The sequence below is a fragment of the Asticcacaulis sp. W401b genome (assembly GCF_046503825.1).
Taxonomy (GTDB): domain Bacteria; phylum Pseudomonadota; class Alphaproteobacteria; order Caulobacterales; family Caulobacteraceae; genus Asticcacaulis.
This window is the reverse complement of the sequence record NZ_JBKFEE010000004.1, coordinates 222,817-240,128: the sequence shown is the minus strand read 5'-3', so window position 1 is coordinate 240,128 and position 17,312 is coordinate 222,817. Positions and strand designations below refer to the sequence as shown.

Here is a 17,312-nt window from a genome sequence, read left to right as displayed (position 1 = left end):
TTAGCATTGATCAATGACGGCGAAGCTGGCTAGTACAGGGCCAGTTTGCCGCAATCCCAAGGTTCCCTGCCCATGCGCCTGTCGCGCTATTTGCTTCCGCTGCTTAAGGAAAATCCCTCCGAAGCCCAGATCGTCTCGCACCGTCTCATGCTGCGTACCGGCATGATCCGCCAAGAGGCCGCCGGTATCTATGCCTGGCTGCCGCTGGGTCTGCGGGTGCTGCGTAAGATCGAAAAGATCGTGCACGAGGAAATGCAGCGCGCCGGTGCGGTTGAGCTTCTGATGCCGACCCTGCAACTGGCCGATCTGTGGCGCGAGTCGGGTCGCTATGACGACTACGGCCAGGAAATGCTGCGCATCAAGGACCGTCATGAGCGCGAGATGCTCTATGGCCCGACCAATGAGGAAATGATCACGGAAATCTTCCGAGGCACGGTCAAGTCCTACAAGGATTTGCCTATGAACCTCTACCACATCCAGTGGAAGTTCCGCGACGAGCAGCGCCCGCGCTTCGGCGTCATGCGCGGCCGTGAGTTCCTGATGAAGGACGCCTATTCGTTCGACATCGACGAGGCCTCGGCGCGCAAGGCCTATAACCGCATGTTCATCGCCTATCTCAATACCTTCAGCCGTCTGGGCCTGAAGGCGGTGCCGATGCGCGCCGACACCGGCCCGATCGGTGGCGATCTCAGCCACGAATTCATCATCCTCGCCGAAACCGGCGAAAGCGCCGTCTTCTGCCATAAGGATCTGGTCGATATGCCGGCCCCCGGTGCCGATGTGGACTGGGACGATCTGCAAGGGCTGGTCGATCAGCGCACGTCGCTCTACGCCGCCACCGAAGAAATGCACGACGAGGCGGCCTTTAATGCCGTTCCGGCGGACAAGCAGTTGTCGGCGCGCGGCATCGAAGTCGGCCACATCTTCTATTTTGGTGAGAAATACTCCGCACCGATGGGCGCCAGGGTCTCCGGTCCCGACGGCGCGCAGGTCAATGTCCACATGGGCTCTTACGGCGTCGGCGTGTCGCGTCTGATCGGCGGTATTATCGAAGCCAGCCACGACGAAGCGGGTATCATCTGGCCCGAAAGCGTCGCGCCCTTCGATGTGGCCCTGATCAATCTGCGCGTCGGTGACGAAGCCTGCGATGCGGCCTGCGACAAGGCCTATAAGGCGCTGACGGCCGCCGGGCGTGACGTGCTCTATCACGATACGGACGACCGTCCGGGGGCCAAGTTCGCCTCGATGGACCTGATCGGTATTCCGTGGCAACTGATCATCGGGCCCAAGGGCATTGCCGAAGGTCAGGTTGAAATCAAGCACCGCGCCACGGGCGAACGTCACACGGCGGCCTTCGATGCCGTCCTTGAACAACTGACCAAGGCAAAATGATGAAGGGGCTGTTGTCGCTGTTTTCTTTCTCCGCGTGGGAAACCGATCTGGCGCTCAGATATCTGCGCACCAAACGCAAGGACGGCGGCATCGCCCTCATCGCCATCATCAGCTTAATCGGCATCACGCTGGCCGTGGGCGTGCTGATCATCGTCATGTCGGTGATGAACGGCTTTCGCGACGAGTTGATGTCGCGCGTGCTGGCCTTTAATGGCCATCAGTTTGTGGCAGGCGAACCCCTGACCGACTGGAACGGTCGCGACGCCATGCTTAAGCGGCTGCGCGCCATTCCGGGCGTCATCGAAGCCTCGCCCTACGTGGAATCGCCGGGTCTGGCGCAGGGGCCGTTTTCGCAGGCGGGTCTGGCCTATATGCGCGGCGTCGATGTGGCGGCGTTGAAAAACACGCCGATCATCCGCGACAATATCAAATCCGGTTCTCTGGATGGATTTGGCGTCGGTGAATATGGCGGTGACGTTATTCTCATCGGGGAAGGTCTGGCCAGCCAGATGAATGTGCGTGTCGGGGACGAACTGACGCTGTTGTCGCCATCGGGCAGCACGGCCTTCGGGGCCATGCCGCGCCGTAAGCCCTATGTGGTGGGCGGCATCTTCAAAAGCGGTGTGTCGGAGCTGGACGCGGCCTTTGTCTTTATGCCCTTGCCGCAGGCGCAACTCTTCTTCGACCGCGAGGATGAGTGGGATACCGTCGAAATCAAGGTGAAAGACCCCTATAATATCAAGGACTACTACCCGGCTTTTCGCAAGGCCGCAGGGGATAAGGCGATCCTGCTCGACTGGACGCAGCGCAATGCGCCCCTGTGGAACGCCCTTCAGGTCGAACGCAACGTGATGCGCCTGATCCTGATGCTGATCGTGCTGATCGCCGCTATGAACATCATTTCCGGCATCGTCATGCTGGTGAAGAACAAGACGCGCGACATCGCCATCATGCGGACCTTAGGCGCGGATCGTACTTCGATTACCAAGATATTCTTCCTGTCGGGGGCTATTATCGGGGCCACCGGTACAGTGCTGGGCGTCGCCATCGGCACACTGTTCTGCATCTTTATCCGCCCGATCCAGCAGATCGTCGAAGCCCTTTTCAATGTGAAGGTCTTCAACGAAGAGGTCTATTACCTCGCCTATATACCGGCCAAGGTTGAACCGACCGAAGTGCTGATTATCGTTGGCTTTTCGATGATCTCTACCTGCGTGGCCACCCTGTTCCCGGCCCTGTGGGCGTCCAAGCTCGAACCCGTGGAGGCCCTGAGATATGAATAATGGGCCTATGAATGATGTGGTTCTGTCCCTGCGCGGCTTGGTGCGCGCCTATCCCATCGCCGATGGTCGCACGCTGGACGTGCTCAAAGGCGTCGATCTCGACCTGCGCGCCGGTGAGGTGGTCGGGCTGATCGGGCCCTCCGGCTCCGGTAAGTCGTCGCTGTTGCATTGTATCGGTTTGCTGGAATCGTCCGAAGAGGCGCAACTGACCATCGACGGGGAAGACTTTACCCGCGCCAGCGAGGCCGCCCGGACCCGCGCACGTCTGCAAAAGATCGGCTTTGTCTATCAGTTCCATCACTTGCTGCCGGAATTTACGGCCTTGGGCAATGTCGCCCTGCCGCAGCGCGTGCTGGGTCTGCCGCTCAAACAGGCGGAAACGCGGGCGAGGGGGCTTCTGGAGCAACTGGGGCTCGGCGAACGCCTTGATCACCAGCCGGCGCAACTGTCAGGCGGAGAGCAGCAACGCGTGGCCATTGCCCGCGCTCTGGTCAATGCCCCGCGCCTGTTGCTCGCCGATGAACCGACAGGCAATCTCGATCCCCAGACCTCTCAACAGGTGTTCGACGCCCTGAGGACGATCGTCAAGGCGCAGGGGGTCGCGGCCTTGATCGCCACCCATAATCTGGAACTGGCCGGGCATATGGACCGCGTGGTCAGCCTCAAAGACGGCCGTCTTGTGGAAACCGTTCCGGGAAGCCTGTAAAATTATATCATTTTAAATCAATGATATACACGATTTGTTCACGCTGTTGATAATAGGGTGTTGACGGGGAACAAAATAAGAATATAGAACAAAGCATGAATTGATCATCTGTTCTTTCAGGGGACAAACCATGCTGGCCATCCATAACGTATTGTCTTTCGCCGCCGTTGCCGCTTTTGTGGCGCTTGTCTGTCAGGCGGCTATGCTGATCGGGTGAATCGTCCGACAGTAGCCGCCCTGTGAACCGCACGGAGAGGCTTTTGAGATGAGCGACGGTTTTGTCCATCTGCGGGTACGATCGGCCTATTCCCTTCTGGAAGGTGCGATCAAGGCCTATGATATGGGCAAGCTGGCGGCCAAGGCGAAGATGCCGGCCATCGCCATCTGCGACCGCGGCAACCTGTTTGGCGCGCTCGAATTTTCTCAGGTGTGCAAGGATACGGGCGTGCAGCCCATCATCGCCTGCGCCCTGCCGGTCAAGGGTATAGGCGGTGCCCTTAGCGACCGCTGGGCCAAGATACCGACCATTGTCCTGATCGTTCAGAACGAGCAGGGCTATCTCAATCTCACCGAACTGTCTTCCAAAGCCTATCTCGATATTGAGGCGACCGACGAACCGCATGTCCTGTGGGAAGAGGTGGTCAAGCGCGCCGAGGGCCTGATCCTGCTGTCGGGTGGTCCGGACGGTCCGATCAATCCGCTGTTCAAGCAAAATCAACCCGACGAAGCCAATGCGGCACTAAAGGACATGCACGCGGCCTTCGGGGACCGCTTCTATATCGAGCTTCAGCGGCACGACGGGTCGCCGCACGGCGGTATCCGCGGGGATTCGGCGGAAAGCGGTCTGGTGCAATTCGCCTATACGCACGACGTACCGCTGGTAGCCACCAATGACGCCTATTTCGCTGACCGCGACATGTTCAAGGCGCACGAGGCGCTGCTGTGTATTTCCGACAGCACCTTTATGGGCGTGGCCGATCGGCGCAAGGTGACCAAGGATCACTGGCTGAAGCCGCCGCTGCTGATGCGCGAGGTGTTTTCGGACCTGCCCGAAGCCTGTGACAATACGCTGGAAATCGCGCGCCGCTGCGCTTTTCTGGTTAGCAAGCGCGATCCGATTCTGCCGCGCTTCGATACCGGCGCCGGGCGCTCGGAAGACGAAGAACTGGCCTTTCAGGCGCGTGAAGGCCTGAAAATGCGCCTGCAACAGGTCGAGCCGGCCTTTCCGGAAGAGGAATACTGGGCACGTCTCGACCGGGAGGTCGGCGTCATCCAGAAGATGGGCTTCCCCGGTTACTTCCTGATCGTTTCGGACTTCATCAAATGGGCTAAGGCACACGACATCCCCGTCGGTCCGGGCCGGGGGTCGGGGGCCGGCTCGCTGGTTGCGTGGGCGCTGACCATCACCGACCTTGATCCGCTGCGCTTTGGTCTGCTGTTCGAACGCTTCCTCAATCCGGAGCGGGTCTCCATGCCCGACTTCGATATCGACTTCTGTCAGGAACGCCGCGAAGAGGTTATCACCTACGTTCAGGAAAAATACGGCCGCGAGCGGGTGGCGCAGATCATCACCTTCGGTACGCTTCAGGCTCGCGCCGTGCTGCGTGATACCGGACGGGTGATGCAGTTGCCGCTGGGGCAGGTGGACCGTCTGTGTAAGATGGTGCCGAACAACCCGGCCAACCCGACTACACTGGCTCAGGCCGTCGAAATCGAACCCCGCCTGCGCGAAGCCCGCGATGAGGAAGAGTCCGTTGCCAAGTTGCTGGATACGGCGCTGAAACTCGAAGGCCTGTATCGCAACGCCTCGACCCACGCCGCGGGTATCGTAATCGGCGACCGTCCGCTGACCGAACTGGTGCCGCTGTATCGCGATCCACGTTCCGACATTCCGGCGACGCAGTTCAATATGAAGTGGGTCGAGAGCGCCGGTTTGGTCAAGTTCGACTTTCTGGGTCTGAAAACACTGACCACGCTGAACCGCGCCTGGCACTATCTGAAAAAGCGCGGGCTGGAGGTCGATTTCTCCACCCTGCCGCTGGATGACAAGACCACCTATGAGCTTCTGGCGTCGGGTCAGTCGATCGGCGTGTTCCAGCTCGAAAGTCAGGGGATGCGCGACACCCTGCGCAAGATGCGCTGCGGGTCTATCGAGGAAATCACCGCGCTGATTTCGCTCTATCGTCCGGGCCCAATGGACAATATCGACACCTATGTCGATCGGAAGTTCGGGCGCGCCGAAATCGACATGCTCCATCCCTCTTTGGAGCCGGTTCTGCGGGAAACCTACGGCGTCATCATCTATCAGGAACAGGTGATGCAGATAGCCCAGATCCTGTCAGGCTACAGCCTCGGCGAAGCCGACCTGTTGCGCCGGGCCATGGGTAAAAAGAAGAAAGAGGAAATGGACTTGCAAAAAGCAAGGTTTATTTCCGGCGCCAAGGAGAAGGGGGTTCCCGAAAAGCAGTCGGACTCGATCTTCGAACTGGTGAACAAGTTTGCCGGCTATGGCTTCAACAAATCGCACGCCGCCGCCTATGCCTTTATTTCGTACCAGACGGGCTGGCTGAAGGCCAATCATCCGGTCGAATTCTTCGCCGCCAACATGAGCCTTGATATCACCAATACCGACAAGCTGGCGGTATTTTATCAGGACGCGCGGCAGTTCGGGGTGACCATTCGACCGCCCGATATCAACCGCTCCAAGGCGGATTTCGATGTGGAAAATGGCGAAGTGCTGTATGCCTTGGGGGCGATCCGCAATGTCGGTCTCGAAGCCATGCACAGCGTTGTGGCGGTGCGCGAAGCGGGCGGACCGTTCAAGGATATTTTCGACTTCCTCGAACGCATCGACCCCAAGGCGGTCAATAAGCGCGCCATTGAAAATCTGGCGAGGGCCGGGGCGTTCGACTCGATCCACCCCAACCGGGCGCAGATCATCCAGAGCGCCGATCTGCTGATCGCCCACGCTCAGAGCATGGCCGCCGAGCGCGCCTCGGCGCAGGTCAGCCTGTTCGGCACCAATGATTCGTCGCGCCCGCGGCTGCCCAATATCCCTAGGGCCTCCGGGCCGGATGCGCTGGATGAAGAACTGTCCGCCGTCGGCTTCTATCTGTCCGGGCACCCGTTGCAGGACATGGTTGATGTGTTCAAGCGCCGCAATGTGACCCTCTACGCCGAAGCGCTGGCCCTCGCTCAGGAAGGGCGCGAAGCCTTTCGTATGGCGGGGGTGGTGCGCCGTCGTCAGGAGCGCGCCTCGGCCCGCACCGGGGAAAAGTTCGCCTTCGTCAACCTCTCGGACCCTAGCGGCGAATACGAAGTAATGTTCCAGCCGGAAGCCCTGCGTAAATACCGTGAGCATCTGGAACCCGGTCAGTCGATCCTGCTCAAGGTCCGCTGCAAGGGCTCGGACGGCGAAGTCCGCATGTTCGGCGAGTCGGCCGAACCCATGGCCGGAGCCCTGAAAACGGACGATATGGGTTTACGCCTGACCGTATCACCGCGCGGCTTTGATGTGGATGCTTTTAAAATGCAACTGGATGCCGCGCGCGGGCAGGGCGGGGAAATCACCCTTCTCAGCGAGATCGACGGACACGAGGTCGAACTGAAAATGCCGCACCGCTATCGTCTGGACGCCAGCCTGCGCGGGGCCTTGAAGGCGATGAATGGCGTCCTATATTGTGAAGACGTATAGGAGGAGCGAAAACGGCCTGATCGCCGTCAGTGTTTCTCCGGGCGCAATTTTCCTTAAAATCGCTTGATTTTTTTGTCGATTGTGCCTAGTTGCGCACCATCTCACACGCGGATACGCGGGGGGATGTTGTCCGTACCTTTGAATTTCAATGATTTTCAAAGCGTCCGGCCTCATCCGACCGTTCCGAGGTTTCGGCTTGCCGACACTTTTTTAGTCCGCGGAGGTCTATCGGAATGAAAAGGAAATCTACTCATGGCTATGCCTGAACTGTCTATGCGCGCCCTGCTCGAAGCCGGTGCGCACTTTGGTCACCAGACCCACCGCTGGAACCCGAAGATGGAGCGTTACCTCTTCGGGTCGCGTTCCAACATCCACATCATCGACCTGTCGCAAACCCTGCCGCTGCTGCATCAGGCCCTGCTGAAGGTGCGCGAAGTCGCCGCCAACGGCGGTCGCGTCCTGTTCGTCGGCACCAAGCGTCAGGCCGCCGGTCCGGTCGCCGTCGCGGCCAAGCGTTCGGCGCAGTATTACGTCAACCACCGCTGGCTCGGCGGTACGCTGACCAACTGGCGCACCATTTCGGGTTCGATCGCGCGCCTGCGTGAACTGGAACAGGTCATGGAAAACCCGGTTGGCCGTTCCAAGAAGGAACTGCTGACCCTGACGCGCGAGCGTGACAAGCTGGAGCTGTCGCTGGGCGGCATCAAGGACATGGGCGGCATCCCCGACCTGATGTTCGTGATCGACACCAACAAGGAAGCGATCGCCATCCAGGAAGCCCGCAAGCTGAACATCCCGGTGATCGGCATCCTCGACTCGAACTCCGATCCGGATGGCATCACCTTCCCGGTTCCGGGCAATGACGACGCCGCGCGCGCCCTGCAACTGTATTGCGACCTGATCGCTGACGCCGTGCTCGACGGTCTGGCCGCGGGTCAGTCGGCTTCGGGTATCGACCTCGGCGCTTCGGAAGCCCCGATCGAGCCCGCGCTCATCGCTGAAGACGCTGGCGAAGCTTAATCTGCTCAGGATTACCGGCAACGGGGTCTGATCGCTGGGTTTGCGGAGGCAAATTCAGTCTTGATGAAAGATCCCGCTTCAACCGTTTGAAGCGGGGGTCAGACTCCGTTGTTACGTATTTGTCATACCCTCGGGCTATTGAGCCGCCGAGGGTTAACTTTTTAGAGATTTATGGAGGAATTCCATGGCTGAGATCACCGCCGCTCTCGTTAAGGAACTGCGCGAAAAGTCCGGCGCCGGCATGATGGACTGCAAGAAGGCTCTGTCGGAAAACGACGGCAACGTCGAAGCCTCGATGGACTGGCTGCGTACTAAGGGCCTGTCGAAGGCTGCCAAGAAGGCCGACCGCGTCGCCGCCGAAGGTCTGGTGGCCGTGGCCTCTTCGGGCACCACCGCTGTGGCCGTCGAAGTCAACGCCGAAACCGACTTTGTGTCGCGCAATGAGCTGTTCCAGAACCTGGCCCGCAATGCGGCTCAGGCCGGTCTGGCCGCGGCTGACGTCGAAGGCGTGCAAGCGGCTATCAACGACGAAATCACCAACCTGATTGCCAATATCGGTGAAAACATGGTGGCCCGTCGCATGGCCAAGCACAGCGTTTCGCAAGGCGTTGTGTCGTCCTACATCCACAACGCGATTGCCCCGAACCTGGGCCGTATCGCCGTTCTGGTGGCCGTTGAGTCCGCTGGCGACGCCGAAGCCCTGAACGACATGGGCCGCAAGATCGCCATGCATATCGCCGCCACCCAGCCGCTGTCGCTGTCGTCTGACGACCTCGACCCGGCCGCGGTGGAGCGTGAGCGCACCGTTCTGACCGAAAAGGCGCGCGAAGAAGGCAAGCCGGAAGCCATGATCGCCAAGATCGTTGACGGCCAGATCTCGAAGTTCCAGCGCGAAGTCGTGCTGCTTGAGCAGCCCTTCGTCATGAACCCGGATCAGACCGTGAAGCAACTGATCGCCGACACGGCCAAGGCGCTCGGCACCGACGTCACCGTGACCGGCTTCACCCGTCTCGCCCTCGGCGAAGGTGTGGAAAAAAAGGTCGATGACTTCGCCGCCGAAGTCGCCTCGATGATGAATCAAGGCTAAGTCAGAAAAAGGGAACTCAGCCTGTGGCTTGATTTCCCGACCTATGCACGGTTTAAGGGCGCAGCATCGCAAGGTGTCTGCGCCCTTTGACTGTTCAAAGAGAGAAATCTCGGCTAGAGCAGGCGGCACTACGCCATTACCCCGATCTGATTCATCCGAAGGGCCTTCCATGTCTTCGTCCGACGTCCCCACCTATAAACGCATTCTCCTCAAGATCTCCGGTGAGGTCCTGATGGGCGAGCAGGGGTTCGGCATCGACATGAACACCGTCAAGGCGGTGGCCGAAGAGGTCGCCGAGGTGGCCGGTATGGGCGTCGAACTGTGTCTGGTGATCGGCGGCGGCAACATCTTCCGGGGTCTGTCCAAGGCGGCCGTAGGGATGGAACGCTCCTCGGCGGACTATATGGGGATGCTGGCCACGGTGATGAACGCCCTGGCCATGCAAAATGCGCTGGAAAAGCTGGGCGTCAGCACGCGCGTGCAGTCGGCCATCCAGATGAATGCCGTCTGTGAACCCTTTGTGCACCGCCGGGCGCAACGCCATCTGGAAAAAGGTCGTGTGGTGATCTTCGCCGCCGGTCTGGGGGCGCCCTATTTCACCACCGATACGGCGGCGGCCCTGCGCGCGGCAGAAATGCGCTGCGACGCCCTGTTCAAGGGCACGTCGGTCGATGGCGTCTATACGGCGGATCCCAAAAAGGACGCGTCGGCGACACGCTACGATTCGCTGGACTATATGGAGGTTCTGTCGAAGGACCTGCGCGTCATGGATGCCTCGGCGGTGTCGCTGATGCGCGAAAATGGCATTCCGATCGTTGTCTTCTCGATCCGTGAACCGGGCGGCCTGCGCAAGGTCATCACGGGGCAGGGGGTGCATACGGTCATTTCCGGGCAGGCCTGAACGCCTGTATGATAGTGTTCTAACACGCGTCTTTCCGACGGGACCCACCCTTCCGGAGAGCGCTCCAATACAGAGATACCAAGATGAGCAAGCCTGATCTCAACAAGTACAAGGACCGCATGGATAAGTCCGTGACGGCGCTCAAGGACGATTTCGGCGGTCTGCGTACCGGCCGTGCCTCGGCGGGACTGCTGGAAGGCATTACGGTCGATGCCTATGGCTCCGCCATGTCGATCCTGTCCTGCGCCGCCATTTCGGTGCCGGAACCGCGCATGATCAGCGTCAATGTCTGGGACAAGGGGCTGGTCGTATCGGTCGAAAAGGCCATCCGCAATGCCGGTCTGGGGCTGAACCCGGTCACCGACGGTCAAACCCTGCGCGTGCCGATCCCGCCGCTCACCGAGGAACGCCGTAAGGAACTGGCCAAGATCGCCGGCAAGTACGCGGAAGAAAAGCGTGTGGCCGTGCGCAATGTGCGCCGCGACGCCAATGACGAGCTGAAGAAGGCCGAAAAGGACTCGGCGATCTCCGAAGACGAACAGAAGAAGATGACCACCGAGGTCCAGAAGTTCACCGACGAGGCCATCAAGCGCATCGACGAGATGCTGAAGGTCAAGGAAGCGGAGATCATGCAGGTCTAAGGACCCGCGCCGCGCCCGGTGCCTAAAACCGGGCGCTTTCGTGTGTATTGTCCCTTCTGTCGTTTTCAGGAAAGCGTCCTTTATGCCCTCAGGGCCGGATCATATCGGTACAGGTGCCGCTCCGGTGCCGCTGCACGTCGCCATCATCATGGATGGCAACGGGCGTTGGGCCAAGGCGCGCCGTCAGATACGCACCTTTGGCCATAAGGCGGGTGTGGAGGCGTTGCGCAAGACGATTACGGCCGCGCCGCATCTGGGCGTGACGCATATGACGGTATTTGCCTTTTCAACGGAGAACTGGCGGCGACCGGCGACCGAGGTGTCTGACCTGATGGGCCTGCTCAAGGCCTTTATCCGTTCCGACCTGGACCGTCTGGCGCGCGAAGGCGTCTGCGTGCGCATTATCGGCGACAGGGCGGGTCTGCCGGTCGATATCCGTGAGTGTGTGGACGAGGCGCATCAGCGCACGCAGCACAATAGCCGTTTTTTCCTGCAGGTGGCGCTCAATTACGGCGCACAGGCGGACATTCTCGAAGCGGTCAAAACCTTTGCCCGGCAAGTGAAGGCGGGGGAGGCGGCGCTTGAGGATCTGACGGCGGAACGCTTTGGAGGGCTTTTGTCCACCTCAGGCTTGCCGCCGCTGGATTTGCTGATCCGCACGTCCGGAGAACACCGGCTGTCAAACTTCCTCCTGTGGGAAGCGGCCTACGCCGAATTTGTGTTTCAGGACGTGTTGTGGCCGGACTATGACGGCGAGGCGCTGAAGGCGGCGCTGGAAGAATTCCGCCGGCGCGAGCGTCGCTTCGGCGCGGTTGAGGCCAGTGATGTCGCTTCCGTCTGACGCGAAACCGAAAAAATCCTCACGTGAACTGCTGTTTCGCATCGCCTCGGCGGCGGTGCTGATCCCGATTGTGTTGCTGATTATCGCCTATGGCAACTGGGCCTTTCTGCTGCTGCTCAGCGTCGGGGTGGCCTTGCTGGCGATTGAATGGGGCGCGATGGCAGCCCCTCAGTTGTCGAGCCGCATGGCCGTCGCCATCAGTCTGGCTATTCTGGGCGGGGTGTTTACCGTCTATTTGTTCAACATGCTGGCGGGGTTGGCGGTACTGGCCCTGGGCGCCATCTGTGCGGGCTTTTATTTCCGCTACCTGAAAGGACCGCACCTCGATGCCGCCTACGGAGCCTTTTACATAGGCTGGCCGGCTCTGGTGCTGATCTGGCTGCGTGAGACCCATAACGGCGTCTATTGGGTCTTTTTTGCTTTCCTGATCGCCTGGGCGGCAGACAGCGCGGCCTATCTGGTCGGTAAGCTGGTGGGCGGACCCAAGCTGTGGCGCAAATATTCGCCCAACAAGACCTGGTCAGGCTTTGCGGGGGGCATGATCGCCGGTATGCTGACCGCCGGGACGCTGGCCGACCTCACCAAGCTCTTTCAGTCGAGCACGGCGGCGTTGATCGTCGGTTTGCTGGTGGCCTTTGCCACCATGGGCGGCGATTTGTGGGAGTCGATGCTCAAACGTCGCTATGGCGTCAAGGATTCCGGTACGCTGATCCCCGGCCACGGCGGCCTGCTGGATCGCGTGGACGGCTTAATGTTTGCGATCGTCGCCATCGGCGGTATCCGCTGGCTGGTCATGCTGGGGACCAAGCTATGAGGCGTATCTCCATCCTCGGTTCGACCGGCTCCATCGGCGTCTCAACGCTGAACCTGATCGAAGAAACCCTGACGCCCGGCGAAGACTACGAACTGGAAGCCCTGTGCGCCGGACGTAATGCGGCGCTATTGGCCGAGCAGGCGCTGAAATTCCGGCCGCGTCTGGCGGTCCTGTCCGATGCCTCGCAATGGGCCGATTTCAGCGAACGCATGAAGGGCTCCGGTATCGAAATCGCCTGTGGCCCCGAGGCCGTCGATGCCGCCGCGGCGCGTCCGGTCGATTGGGTGATGGCGGCTATTGTCGGCATTGCGGGCCTGCGTCCGGTCTGGGCGGCGGCCGGGACGGGGGCCACGGTGGCTTTGGCCAATAAGGAAAGCCTTGTCTGTTGTGGCCGTTCGCTGATCCTGCGTGCCGAGGCGGCGGGCGGGCGCATTCTGCCTGTCGATTCGGAACACAATGCCATTTTTCAGGTCTTTGAAGAGGCCGAGCGCGCGCGTATCCGCCGCCTGATCCTCACCGCGTCGGGCGGGCCGTTCCGGGGTCGCCAGCGCGAAGACCTGGCCCACGTCACGCGCGAACAGGCGTTAAAGCATCCCAACTGGTCTATGGGCGCCAAGATCACCATAGACAGCGCCTCTCTGGCCAATAAGGGGCTGGAACTGATTGAGGCGGCTTATCTGTTCGACATGCCGTCGGCTCAGATCGACGTGCTGATCCATCCGCAATCCGTCGTGCACAGCCTCGTCGAATATACCGACGGTTCGACCCTGGCTCAGATGGGGCCGCCGGATATGCGCGTGCCGATTTCCTACTGCCTCGGCTGGCCGCAGCGCCATAGCTGGTCCGCGCCGCCGCTCGATCTGTGTGCGCTTTCGACCCTGACCTTTGAGCGGCCCGATACCGAGGCCTTCCCCATGCTCAGGCTGGCGCGCGAGGCGCTGGAGGCCGGCGGGCTTATGCCGGTCGTCTATAATGCCGCTAACGAGGTGATGGTGCAGGCCTTCCTTGAGGGGCGCATCGGATTCCTCGACATTCCGGCAACGGTCGAAGCCGCCATGATGCGGGCGCAATCGCTGTCTATGGCTTTCGGTAATGATTTGCGCCATGATGTCGCGTACATCGAGCGGGTGGATGCCGAAACGCGGGCGCAACTGGCCGCTTTCGGTGAAGCTGCCCGTCGGGCAGCGGGAACACAGGGGCAGGCCTTTTCACAGGCATGACGGGATAAAGTACGGACGATAATGATCTTTTATATTCTGGCCATACCTCTTTTTCTGCTGGTGATCTCGTTGATCGTGACCTTTCACGAACTCGGACATTTCAGCGTCGCCCGCCTGTTTAAAACGAAAATCGAACGCTTCTCCGTCGGATTCGGTCCCGTCATCTGGTCTAAACGCGACAAGAATGGCGTGCTGTGGTGTCTGAGCGCCCTGCCTTTGGGCGGCTATGTCAAGTTTTCGGGCGACGAACATGTGTCTTCCATGTCACCCGACGCCGAAGAATTGGAAAAGGCCCGCCGCGCCATCCGTGAGCGCGAAGGACCGGGCGCGGAAATGGCCTATTTCCATTTCAAGCCGGTGTGGCAACGCTTTCTGATCGTGCTGGCCGGGCCGGTGGCCAATTTTGTGCTGGCTATCATCATCTTTGCAGCGGTCTTCATGATCGTCGGCAAGGGCATGGCCCCCGGAACCGTCATGGGCTTTTCCGAGCGCAACGGCCCCGGTGCCCGCTCAGGCCTCAAGGTCGGCGATCAGTTCGTCCGCATTGACGGCCGTGAGGTCAAGACCTCAGAAGACGTGATTATGCTGGTGCGGATGCGCGGCAATGAACCCACAGCGGTGGACGTGCGACGTGATGGCGAGATTGTGCGCCTGACGGTGACGCCGGAGCGCCGCCTGATTGCGGAGGTATCGCAGCATGTGCCGACCTATGCCGGCGTGCTGGCCGTCAGGATCGGTGACGGGGAACCGCGCACCCCGTGGCCGCACGAGGCATTGTGGCTGGGGACGCAGAAAACGATCGGCGTACTTGACACGACCCTGACCTATATTGGCCGTATTTTCACCGGAAAAGAAAACGGAGATCAGCTTTCGGGCATTATCGGCATGACCAAGGCGACGGGCGACCTGACCGCCGAAGTCGCCAGCGTCAAGGCGACGCCGGGGCAGATGGCCTTCAGTCTGCTGCTGACCCTGTTGCAGATGGCGGCCTTTGTCTCGGTCGGCATCGGGTTTGTGAACCTGTTGCCGATCCCGGTGCTCGATGGCGGGCATCTGGTCTTTTATACCTATGAGGCCATTGCGCGGCGGCCGCTCAGCGCCACCGTGCAGGGCCTTGGATACAGATTTGGACTTGTGGCCTTGTTAGGTTTGATGTTGTTCGCTACATGGAATGACCTTAACCGTATCGGGTTTACCAAGTTTTTCGGGGGGCTGTTTTCATGACCGGCGCAGATCGGGAGACATCTCCCGTCCTTTGCCTCCGTTCGTGACGGCCATACATATAAGCGGAACGAAACCTTTCCATGAATAGTCCTGCCTCCACCACTTCCAAGACACATGCTTGGACCGTCAGCGTAAGCCTGCTGGCGCTTCTGGCGGCCTCCGCTCCCGCTCTGGCGCAGGAAGCCCCGGCAAGCCCGGCCGCTCAGGCGGCGCCCGCGGCCCCCGCCCCACAGGTCGCTGTAATCGGGCGAATCAAGGTGGAAGGCAACGAACGTATTGATGCCGCCACCATTATCTCCTACCTGCCGGTGCAGGTAGGGCAGACGGTCAACGACCTGCTGATCGACCAGTCGGTGAAGACGCTTTACCGCACGGAACTGTTCTCCGACGTGCAGATCGTCATGAACGGCAACGAAATGGTTATCAGCGTCGTCGAAGCGCCGATCATCAATCAGGTGGTGTTCGAGGGTAACAGCGCCCTGTCCAAGGACAAGCTGCGCGACGAAGTGACGATCCGCCCGCGCGGTGTCTTCACCAAGGCCAAGGTGCAGGCCGATGTGCAGCGCATTATCGAACTTTACCGTCGCTCAGGCCGTATCTCGGCTACGGTGACGCCGAAGATCGTCGAACTGCCGCAAAAGCGCGTCGATCTGATCTTTGAAATCGACGAAGGCGTGAAAACCGGCGTCGAAAACGTCAACTTTGTTGGCAACAAGGCCTTCTCGGATAACGAACTGGCCGGCGTCGTCGTCACCAAGAAGTCGCTGTGGTGGAAGTTCTTCTCGTCGAACGACAACTACGATCCGGATCGTATGGACTACGACCGTGAGCAGTTGAAGAAGTTCTACACCAACCGCGGATATTACGACTTCCGCGTCGTCTCGGCGGTGGCCGAACTGACGCCGGACCGTAAGGACTTTGTCATCACCTACACGCTGGATGAAGGTCAGAAGTACAATTTCGGCCGCGTCGTGGTGAAGACCGAGAACGAGAAGCTTAACGGCGAAAACCTGCAACGCATGTTGCCGATCCAGCCGGGCCAGCTCTATGAAAGCGACCTGATCGAAAAGTCAGTGGACGCCCTGACCTATGCGGCCGGGCAGGCGGGCTTCGCCTTTGTGGACGTGCGTCCGCGCGACGAAGGCAATCCGGAAACCAAGACGGTCGATGTGACCTTCAACGTGCGCGAAGGCGCGCGCGTCTATATCGACAAGATCGACATTGTCGGCAATGCCCGCACACTCGATCGCGTCGTGCGCCGTGAAATGCTCGTTTCAGAAGGCGACGCCTATAACAAGGCCCTGATCGAACGTTCCAAGATGTTCGTCAATGCGCTGGGCTTCTTCAAGGACGTCGAAATCAAGGAAACGCCGGGTTCGGCCCCTGACCGCACCAATATCCAGGTACAGGTGACCGAGCAGCCAACCGGCGAACTGAGTTTCGGGGCGGGCTTCTCCTCCTATGAAAAGTTCATCCTCGACGTCGGTATCACCGAACGCAACTTCCGCGGCCGCGGTCAGAACGTGCGGGCGCGTGTGTCGCTGGGGTCGATCCAGAAGAATGTCGATCTGTCCTTCACCGAACCGCGCTTTATGGGCCGTGACGTCTCGGCGGGTATCGACCTCTTCTCCAGCTCGTATAACTATTCGGGCGTCAGCTATTCGTCGAAAACGAACGGTGCAGGCCTGCGTCTGGGCTACAGCCTGAACGGCTATTCCATCCTGCGCCTGCGCTATAACCTGCGCAGCGACGAACTGACCTATTCGGGTTCGTCGGAATGTGACGCCCTGCAATATAGCTGCGGCAACGGCGTGACCTCCAGCGTCGGCTACACCCTGTCGTTCGACCGCCGTAACGACTACGTACTGGCGACGCGCGGCTGGCAGGCCATCCTGCGTCAGGATTTCGCCGGATTGGGCGGTGACACGCGCTATGTTCGCTCCGAGCTTGAAGGCCATTGGTATCATGGCTTCCGCAAGGATATGGTCCTGCATCTGCAAGGTATCGCCGGTAACATCACGCCCGTGGGCGGCGACGCCGTTCGCATCAACGACCGTTTCTTCAAGGGGGGCACCACATTCCGCGGCTTCGAAAATGCCGGTATCGGTCCGCGCGACACCAACTCGACCTACGCGCTGGGCGGTGAAACCTACGCCATTGGCACCGTCGAACTGGGCATTCCCAACGGTCTGCCCGAGCAGTACGGCCTCAAAACCGCTCTGTTTGTCGATTTCGGTACGCTCGGTGGCATCGATGACCGCCTGAAATATTGCAGCGCCGCTCAGGCGACGCTTGGTAACTGTACGGCCGGTACACGTCTGGACTATATCAAGGATGACATGTCGCTGCGCGCTTCGGCGGGCGTGACCATCCGCTGGAAGTCGCCCATGGGGCCGATCCAATTCGATATCAGCCAGATCCTGTCGCGCGAAGACTACGACAAGACCGAGACCTTCCGTTTCTCACAATCTACACAGTTTTAATTTATC

14 protein-coding genes are annotated in these 17,312 nt (G+C 60.1%); 13 read left to right on the top strand and 1 reads right to left on the bottom strand.

What is annotated here, in order from left to right:
• Positions 1 to 72: 72 nt before the first annotated feature.
• From proS to ACK8OE_RS10895, 3 genes are read left to right on the top strand one after another with little or no spacing between them, the layout of a single operon-like run.
• Positions 73 to 1,392: a proline--tRNA ligase gene (proS, locus tag ACK8OE_RS10905; RefSeq protein ID WP_290795062.1), complete on the top strand. Its 1,320-nt coding sequence runs from the start codon at positions 73 to 75 to the stop codon at positions 1,390 to 1,392.
• Entirely contained in the window at positions 1,392 to 2,675 is a 1,284-nt protein-coding gene (locus tag ACK8OE_RS10900; RefSeq protein ID WP_410272685.1) for a lipoprotein-releasing ABC transporter permease subunit, read from the top strand. The genes proS and ACK8OE_RS10900 overlap by 1 nt, the downstream gene beginning before the upstream one ends.
• 7 nt (positions 2,676 to 2,682) lie before the next feature.
• On the top strand, positions 2,683 to 3,381 hold the full coding sequence (locus tag ACK8OE_RS10895) for an ABC transporter ATP-binding protein (protein ID WP_410272547.1): 699 nt from the start codon (positions 2,683 to 2,685) through the stop codon (positions 3,379 to 3,381).
• A gap of 7 nt (positions 3,382 to 3,388) precedes the next feature.
• Here ACK8OE_RS10895 and ACK8OE_RS10890 read toward each other — a convergent pair whose 3' ends face one another.
• Positions 3,389 to 3,667, bottom strand: coding sequence for a hypothetical protein (locus ACK8OE_RS10890; RefSeq protein ID WP_410272546.1), 279 nt, complete (start codon positions 3,665 to 3,667; stop codon positions 3,389 to 3,391).
• Between ACK8OE_RS10890 and dnaE the strand changes: the two genes are divergently transcribed.
• The 10 genes from dnaE to bamA all read left to right on the top strand — a co-directional run bounded on the left by dnaE (position 3,647) and on the right by bamA (position 17,306).
• Positions 3,647 to 7,075, top strand: coding sequence for a DNA polymerase III subunit alpha (gene dnaE / locus ACK8OE_RS10885; RefSeq protein ID WP_410272545.1), 3,429 nt, complete (start codon positions 3,647 to 3,649; stop codon positions 7,073 to 7,075). The genes ACK8OE_RS10890 and dnaE overlap by 21 nt on opposite strands.
• Before the next feature lie 252 nt (positions 7,076 to 7,327).
• On the top strand, positions 7,328 to 8,095 hold the full coding sequence (rpsB, locus tag ACK8OE_RS10880; protein ID WP_126423731.1) for a 30S ribosomal protein S2: 768 nt from the start codon (positions 7,328 to 7,330) through the stop codon (positions 8,093 to 8,095).
• Positions 8,096 to 8,279: 184 nt separating this feature from the next.
• Positions 8,280 to 9,182 carry a translation elongation factor Ts gene (tsf, locus tag ACK8OE_RS10875; protein ID WP_013480306.1) on the top strand — a complete coding sequence of 301 codons (903 nt, stop codon included), beginning with the start codon at positions 8,280 to 8,282 and terminating at the stop codon, positions 9,180 to 9,182.
• Positions 9,183 to 9,351: 169 nt separating this feature from the next.
• Positions 9,352 to 10,083 (top strand): UMP kinase, encoded by a 732-nt coding sequence (gene pyrH / locus ACK8OE_RS10870; RefSeq protein ID WP_290795075.1) that lies wholly within the window; start codon positions 9,352 to 9,354, stop codon positions 10,081 to 10,083.
• Between the two features lie 83 nt (positions 10,084 to 10,166).
• The gene (gene frr, locus ACK8OE_RS10865) at positions 10,167 to 10,724 is read left to right on the top strand and encodes a ribosome recycling factor (RefSeq protein WP_126423734.1); all 558 of its coding nucleotides are present in this window, start codon (positions 10,167 to 10,169) and stop codon (positions 10,722 to 10,724) included.
• A gap of 82 nt (positions 10,725 to 10,806) precedes the next feature.
• Positions 10,807 to 11,565 carry a polyprenyl diphosphate synthase gene (gene uppS / locus ACK8OE_RS10860; protein WP_410272544.1) on the top strand — a complete coding sequence of 253 codons (759 nt, stop codon included), beginning with the start codon at positions 10,807 to 10,809 and terminating at the stop codon, positions 11,563 to 11,565.
• Positions 11,549 to 12,379, top strand: coding sequence for a phosphatidate cytidylyltransferase (locus ACK8OE_RS10855; protein WP_290795082.1), 831 nt, complete (start codon positions 11,549 to 11,551; stop codon positions 12,377 to 12,379). Before uppS ends, ACK8OE_RS10855 begins: the two co-directional genes overlap by 17 nt.
• Positions 12,376 to 13,599 carry a 1-deoxy-D-xylulose-5-phosphate reductoisomerase gene (dxr, locus tag ACK8OE_RS10850; protein WP_410272543.1) on the top strand — a complete coding sequence of 408 codons (1,224 nt, stop codon included), beginning with the start codon at positions 12,376 to 12,378 and terminating at the stop codon, positions 13,597 to 13,599. Before ACK8OE_RS10855 ends, dxr begins: the two co-directional genes overlap by 4 nt.
• A 21-nt stretch (positions 13,600 to 13,620) precedes the next feature.
• Positions 13,621 to 14,823 (top strand): M50 family metallopeptidase, encoded by a 1,203-nt coding sequence (locus ACK8OE_RS10845; RefSeq protein WP_410272542.1) that lies wholly within the window; start codon positions 13,621 to 13,623, stop codon positions 14,821 to 14,823.
• A gap of 80 nt (positions 14,824 to 14,903) precedes the next feature.
• Positions 14,904 to 17,306: an outer membrane protein assembly factor BamA gene (gene bamA / locus ACK8OE_RS10840; RefSeq protein ID WP_410272541.1), complete on the top strand. Its 2,403-nt coding sequence runs from the start codon at positions 14,904 to 14,906 to the stop codon at positions 17,304 to 17,306.
• Positions 17,307 to 17,312: the final 6 nt, after the last annotated feature.

Bases quoted from the DNA above. Each gene is read 5' to 3' on its own strand.
- ACK8OE_RS10900 (WP_410272685.1), top strand. From the start codon at position 1,392: ATGAAGGGGCTGTTGTCGCTGTTTTCTTTCTCCGCGTGGGAAACCGAT.
- dnaE (WP_410272545.1), top strand. From the start codon at position 3,647: ATGAGCGACGGTTTTGTCCATCTGCGGGTACGATCGGCCTATTCCCTT.
- tsf (WP_013480306.1), top strand. From the start codon at position 8,280: ATGGCTGAGATCACCGCCGCTCTCGTTAAGGAACTGCGCGAAAAGTCC.
- frr (WP_126423734.1), top strand. From the start codon at position 10,167: ATGAGCAAGCCTGATCTCAACAAGTACAAGGACCGCATGGATAAGTCC.
- ACK8OE_RS10845 (WP_410272542.1), top strand. From the start codon at position 13,621: ATGATCTTTTATATTCTGGCCATACCTCTTTTTCTGCTGGTGATCTCG.
- ACK8OE_RS10895 (WP_410272547.1), top strand. From the start codon at position 2,683: ATGAATGATGTGGTTCTGTCCCTGCGCGGCTTGGTGCGCGCCTATCCC.
- pyrH (WP_290795075.1), top strand. From the start codon at position 9,352: ATGTCTTCGTCCGACGTCCCCACCTATAAACGCATTCTCCTCAAGATC.
- proS (WP_290795062.1), top strand. From the start codon at position 73: ATGCGCCTGTCGCGCTATTTGCTTCCGCTGCTTAAGGAAAATCCCTCC.
- uppS (WP_410272544.1), top strand. From the start codon at position 10,807: ATGCCCTCAGGGCCGGATCATATCGGTACAGGTGCCGCTCCGGTGCCG.
- dxr (WP_410272543.1), top strand. From the start codon at position 12,376: ATGAGGCGTATCTCCATCCTCGGTTCGACCGGCTCCATCGGCGTCTCA.
- ACK8OE_RS10890 (WP_410272546.1), bottom strand. From the start codon at position 3,667: ATGGACAAAACCGTCGCTCATCTCAAAAGCCTCTCCGTGCGGTTCACA.
- bamA (WP_410272541.1), top strand. From the start codon at position 14,904: ATGAATAGTCCTGCCTCCACCACTTCCAAGACACATGCTTGGACCGTC.
- rpsB (WP_126423731.1), top strand. From the start codon at position 7,328: ATGGCTATGCCTGAACTGTCTATGCGCGCCCTGCTCGAAGCCGGTGCG.
- ACK8OE_RS10855 (WP_290795082.1), top strand. From the start codon at position 11,549: ATGTCGCTTCCGTCTGACGCGAAACCGAAAAAATCCTCACGTGAACTG.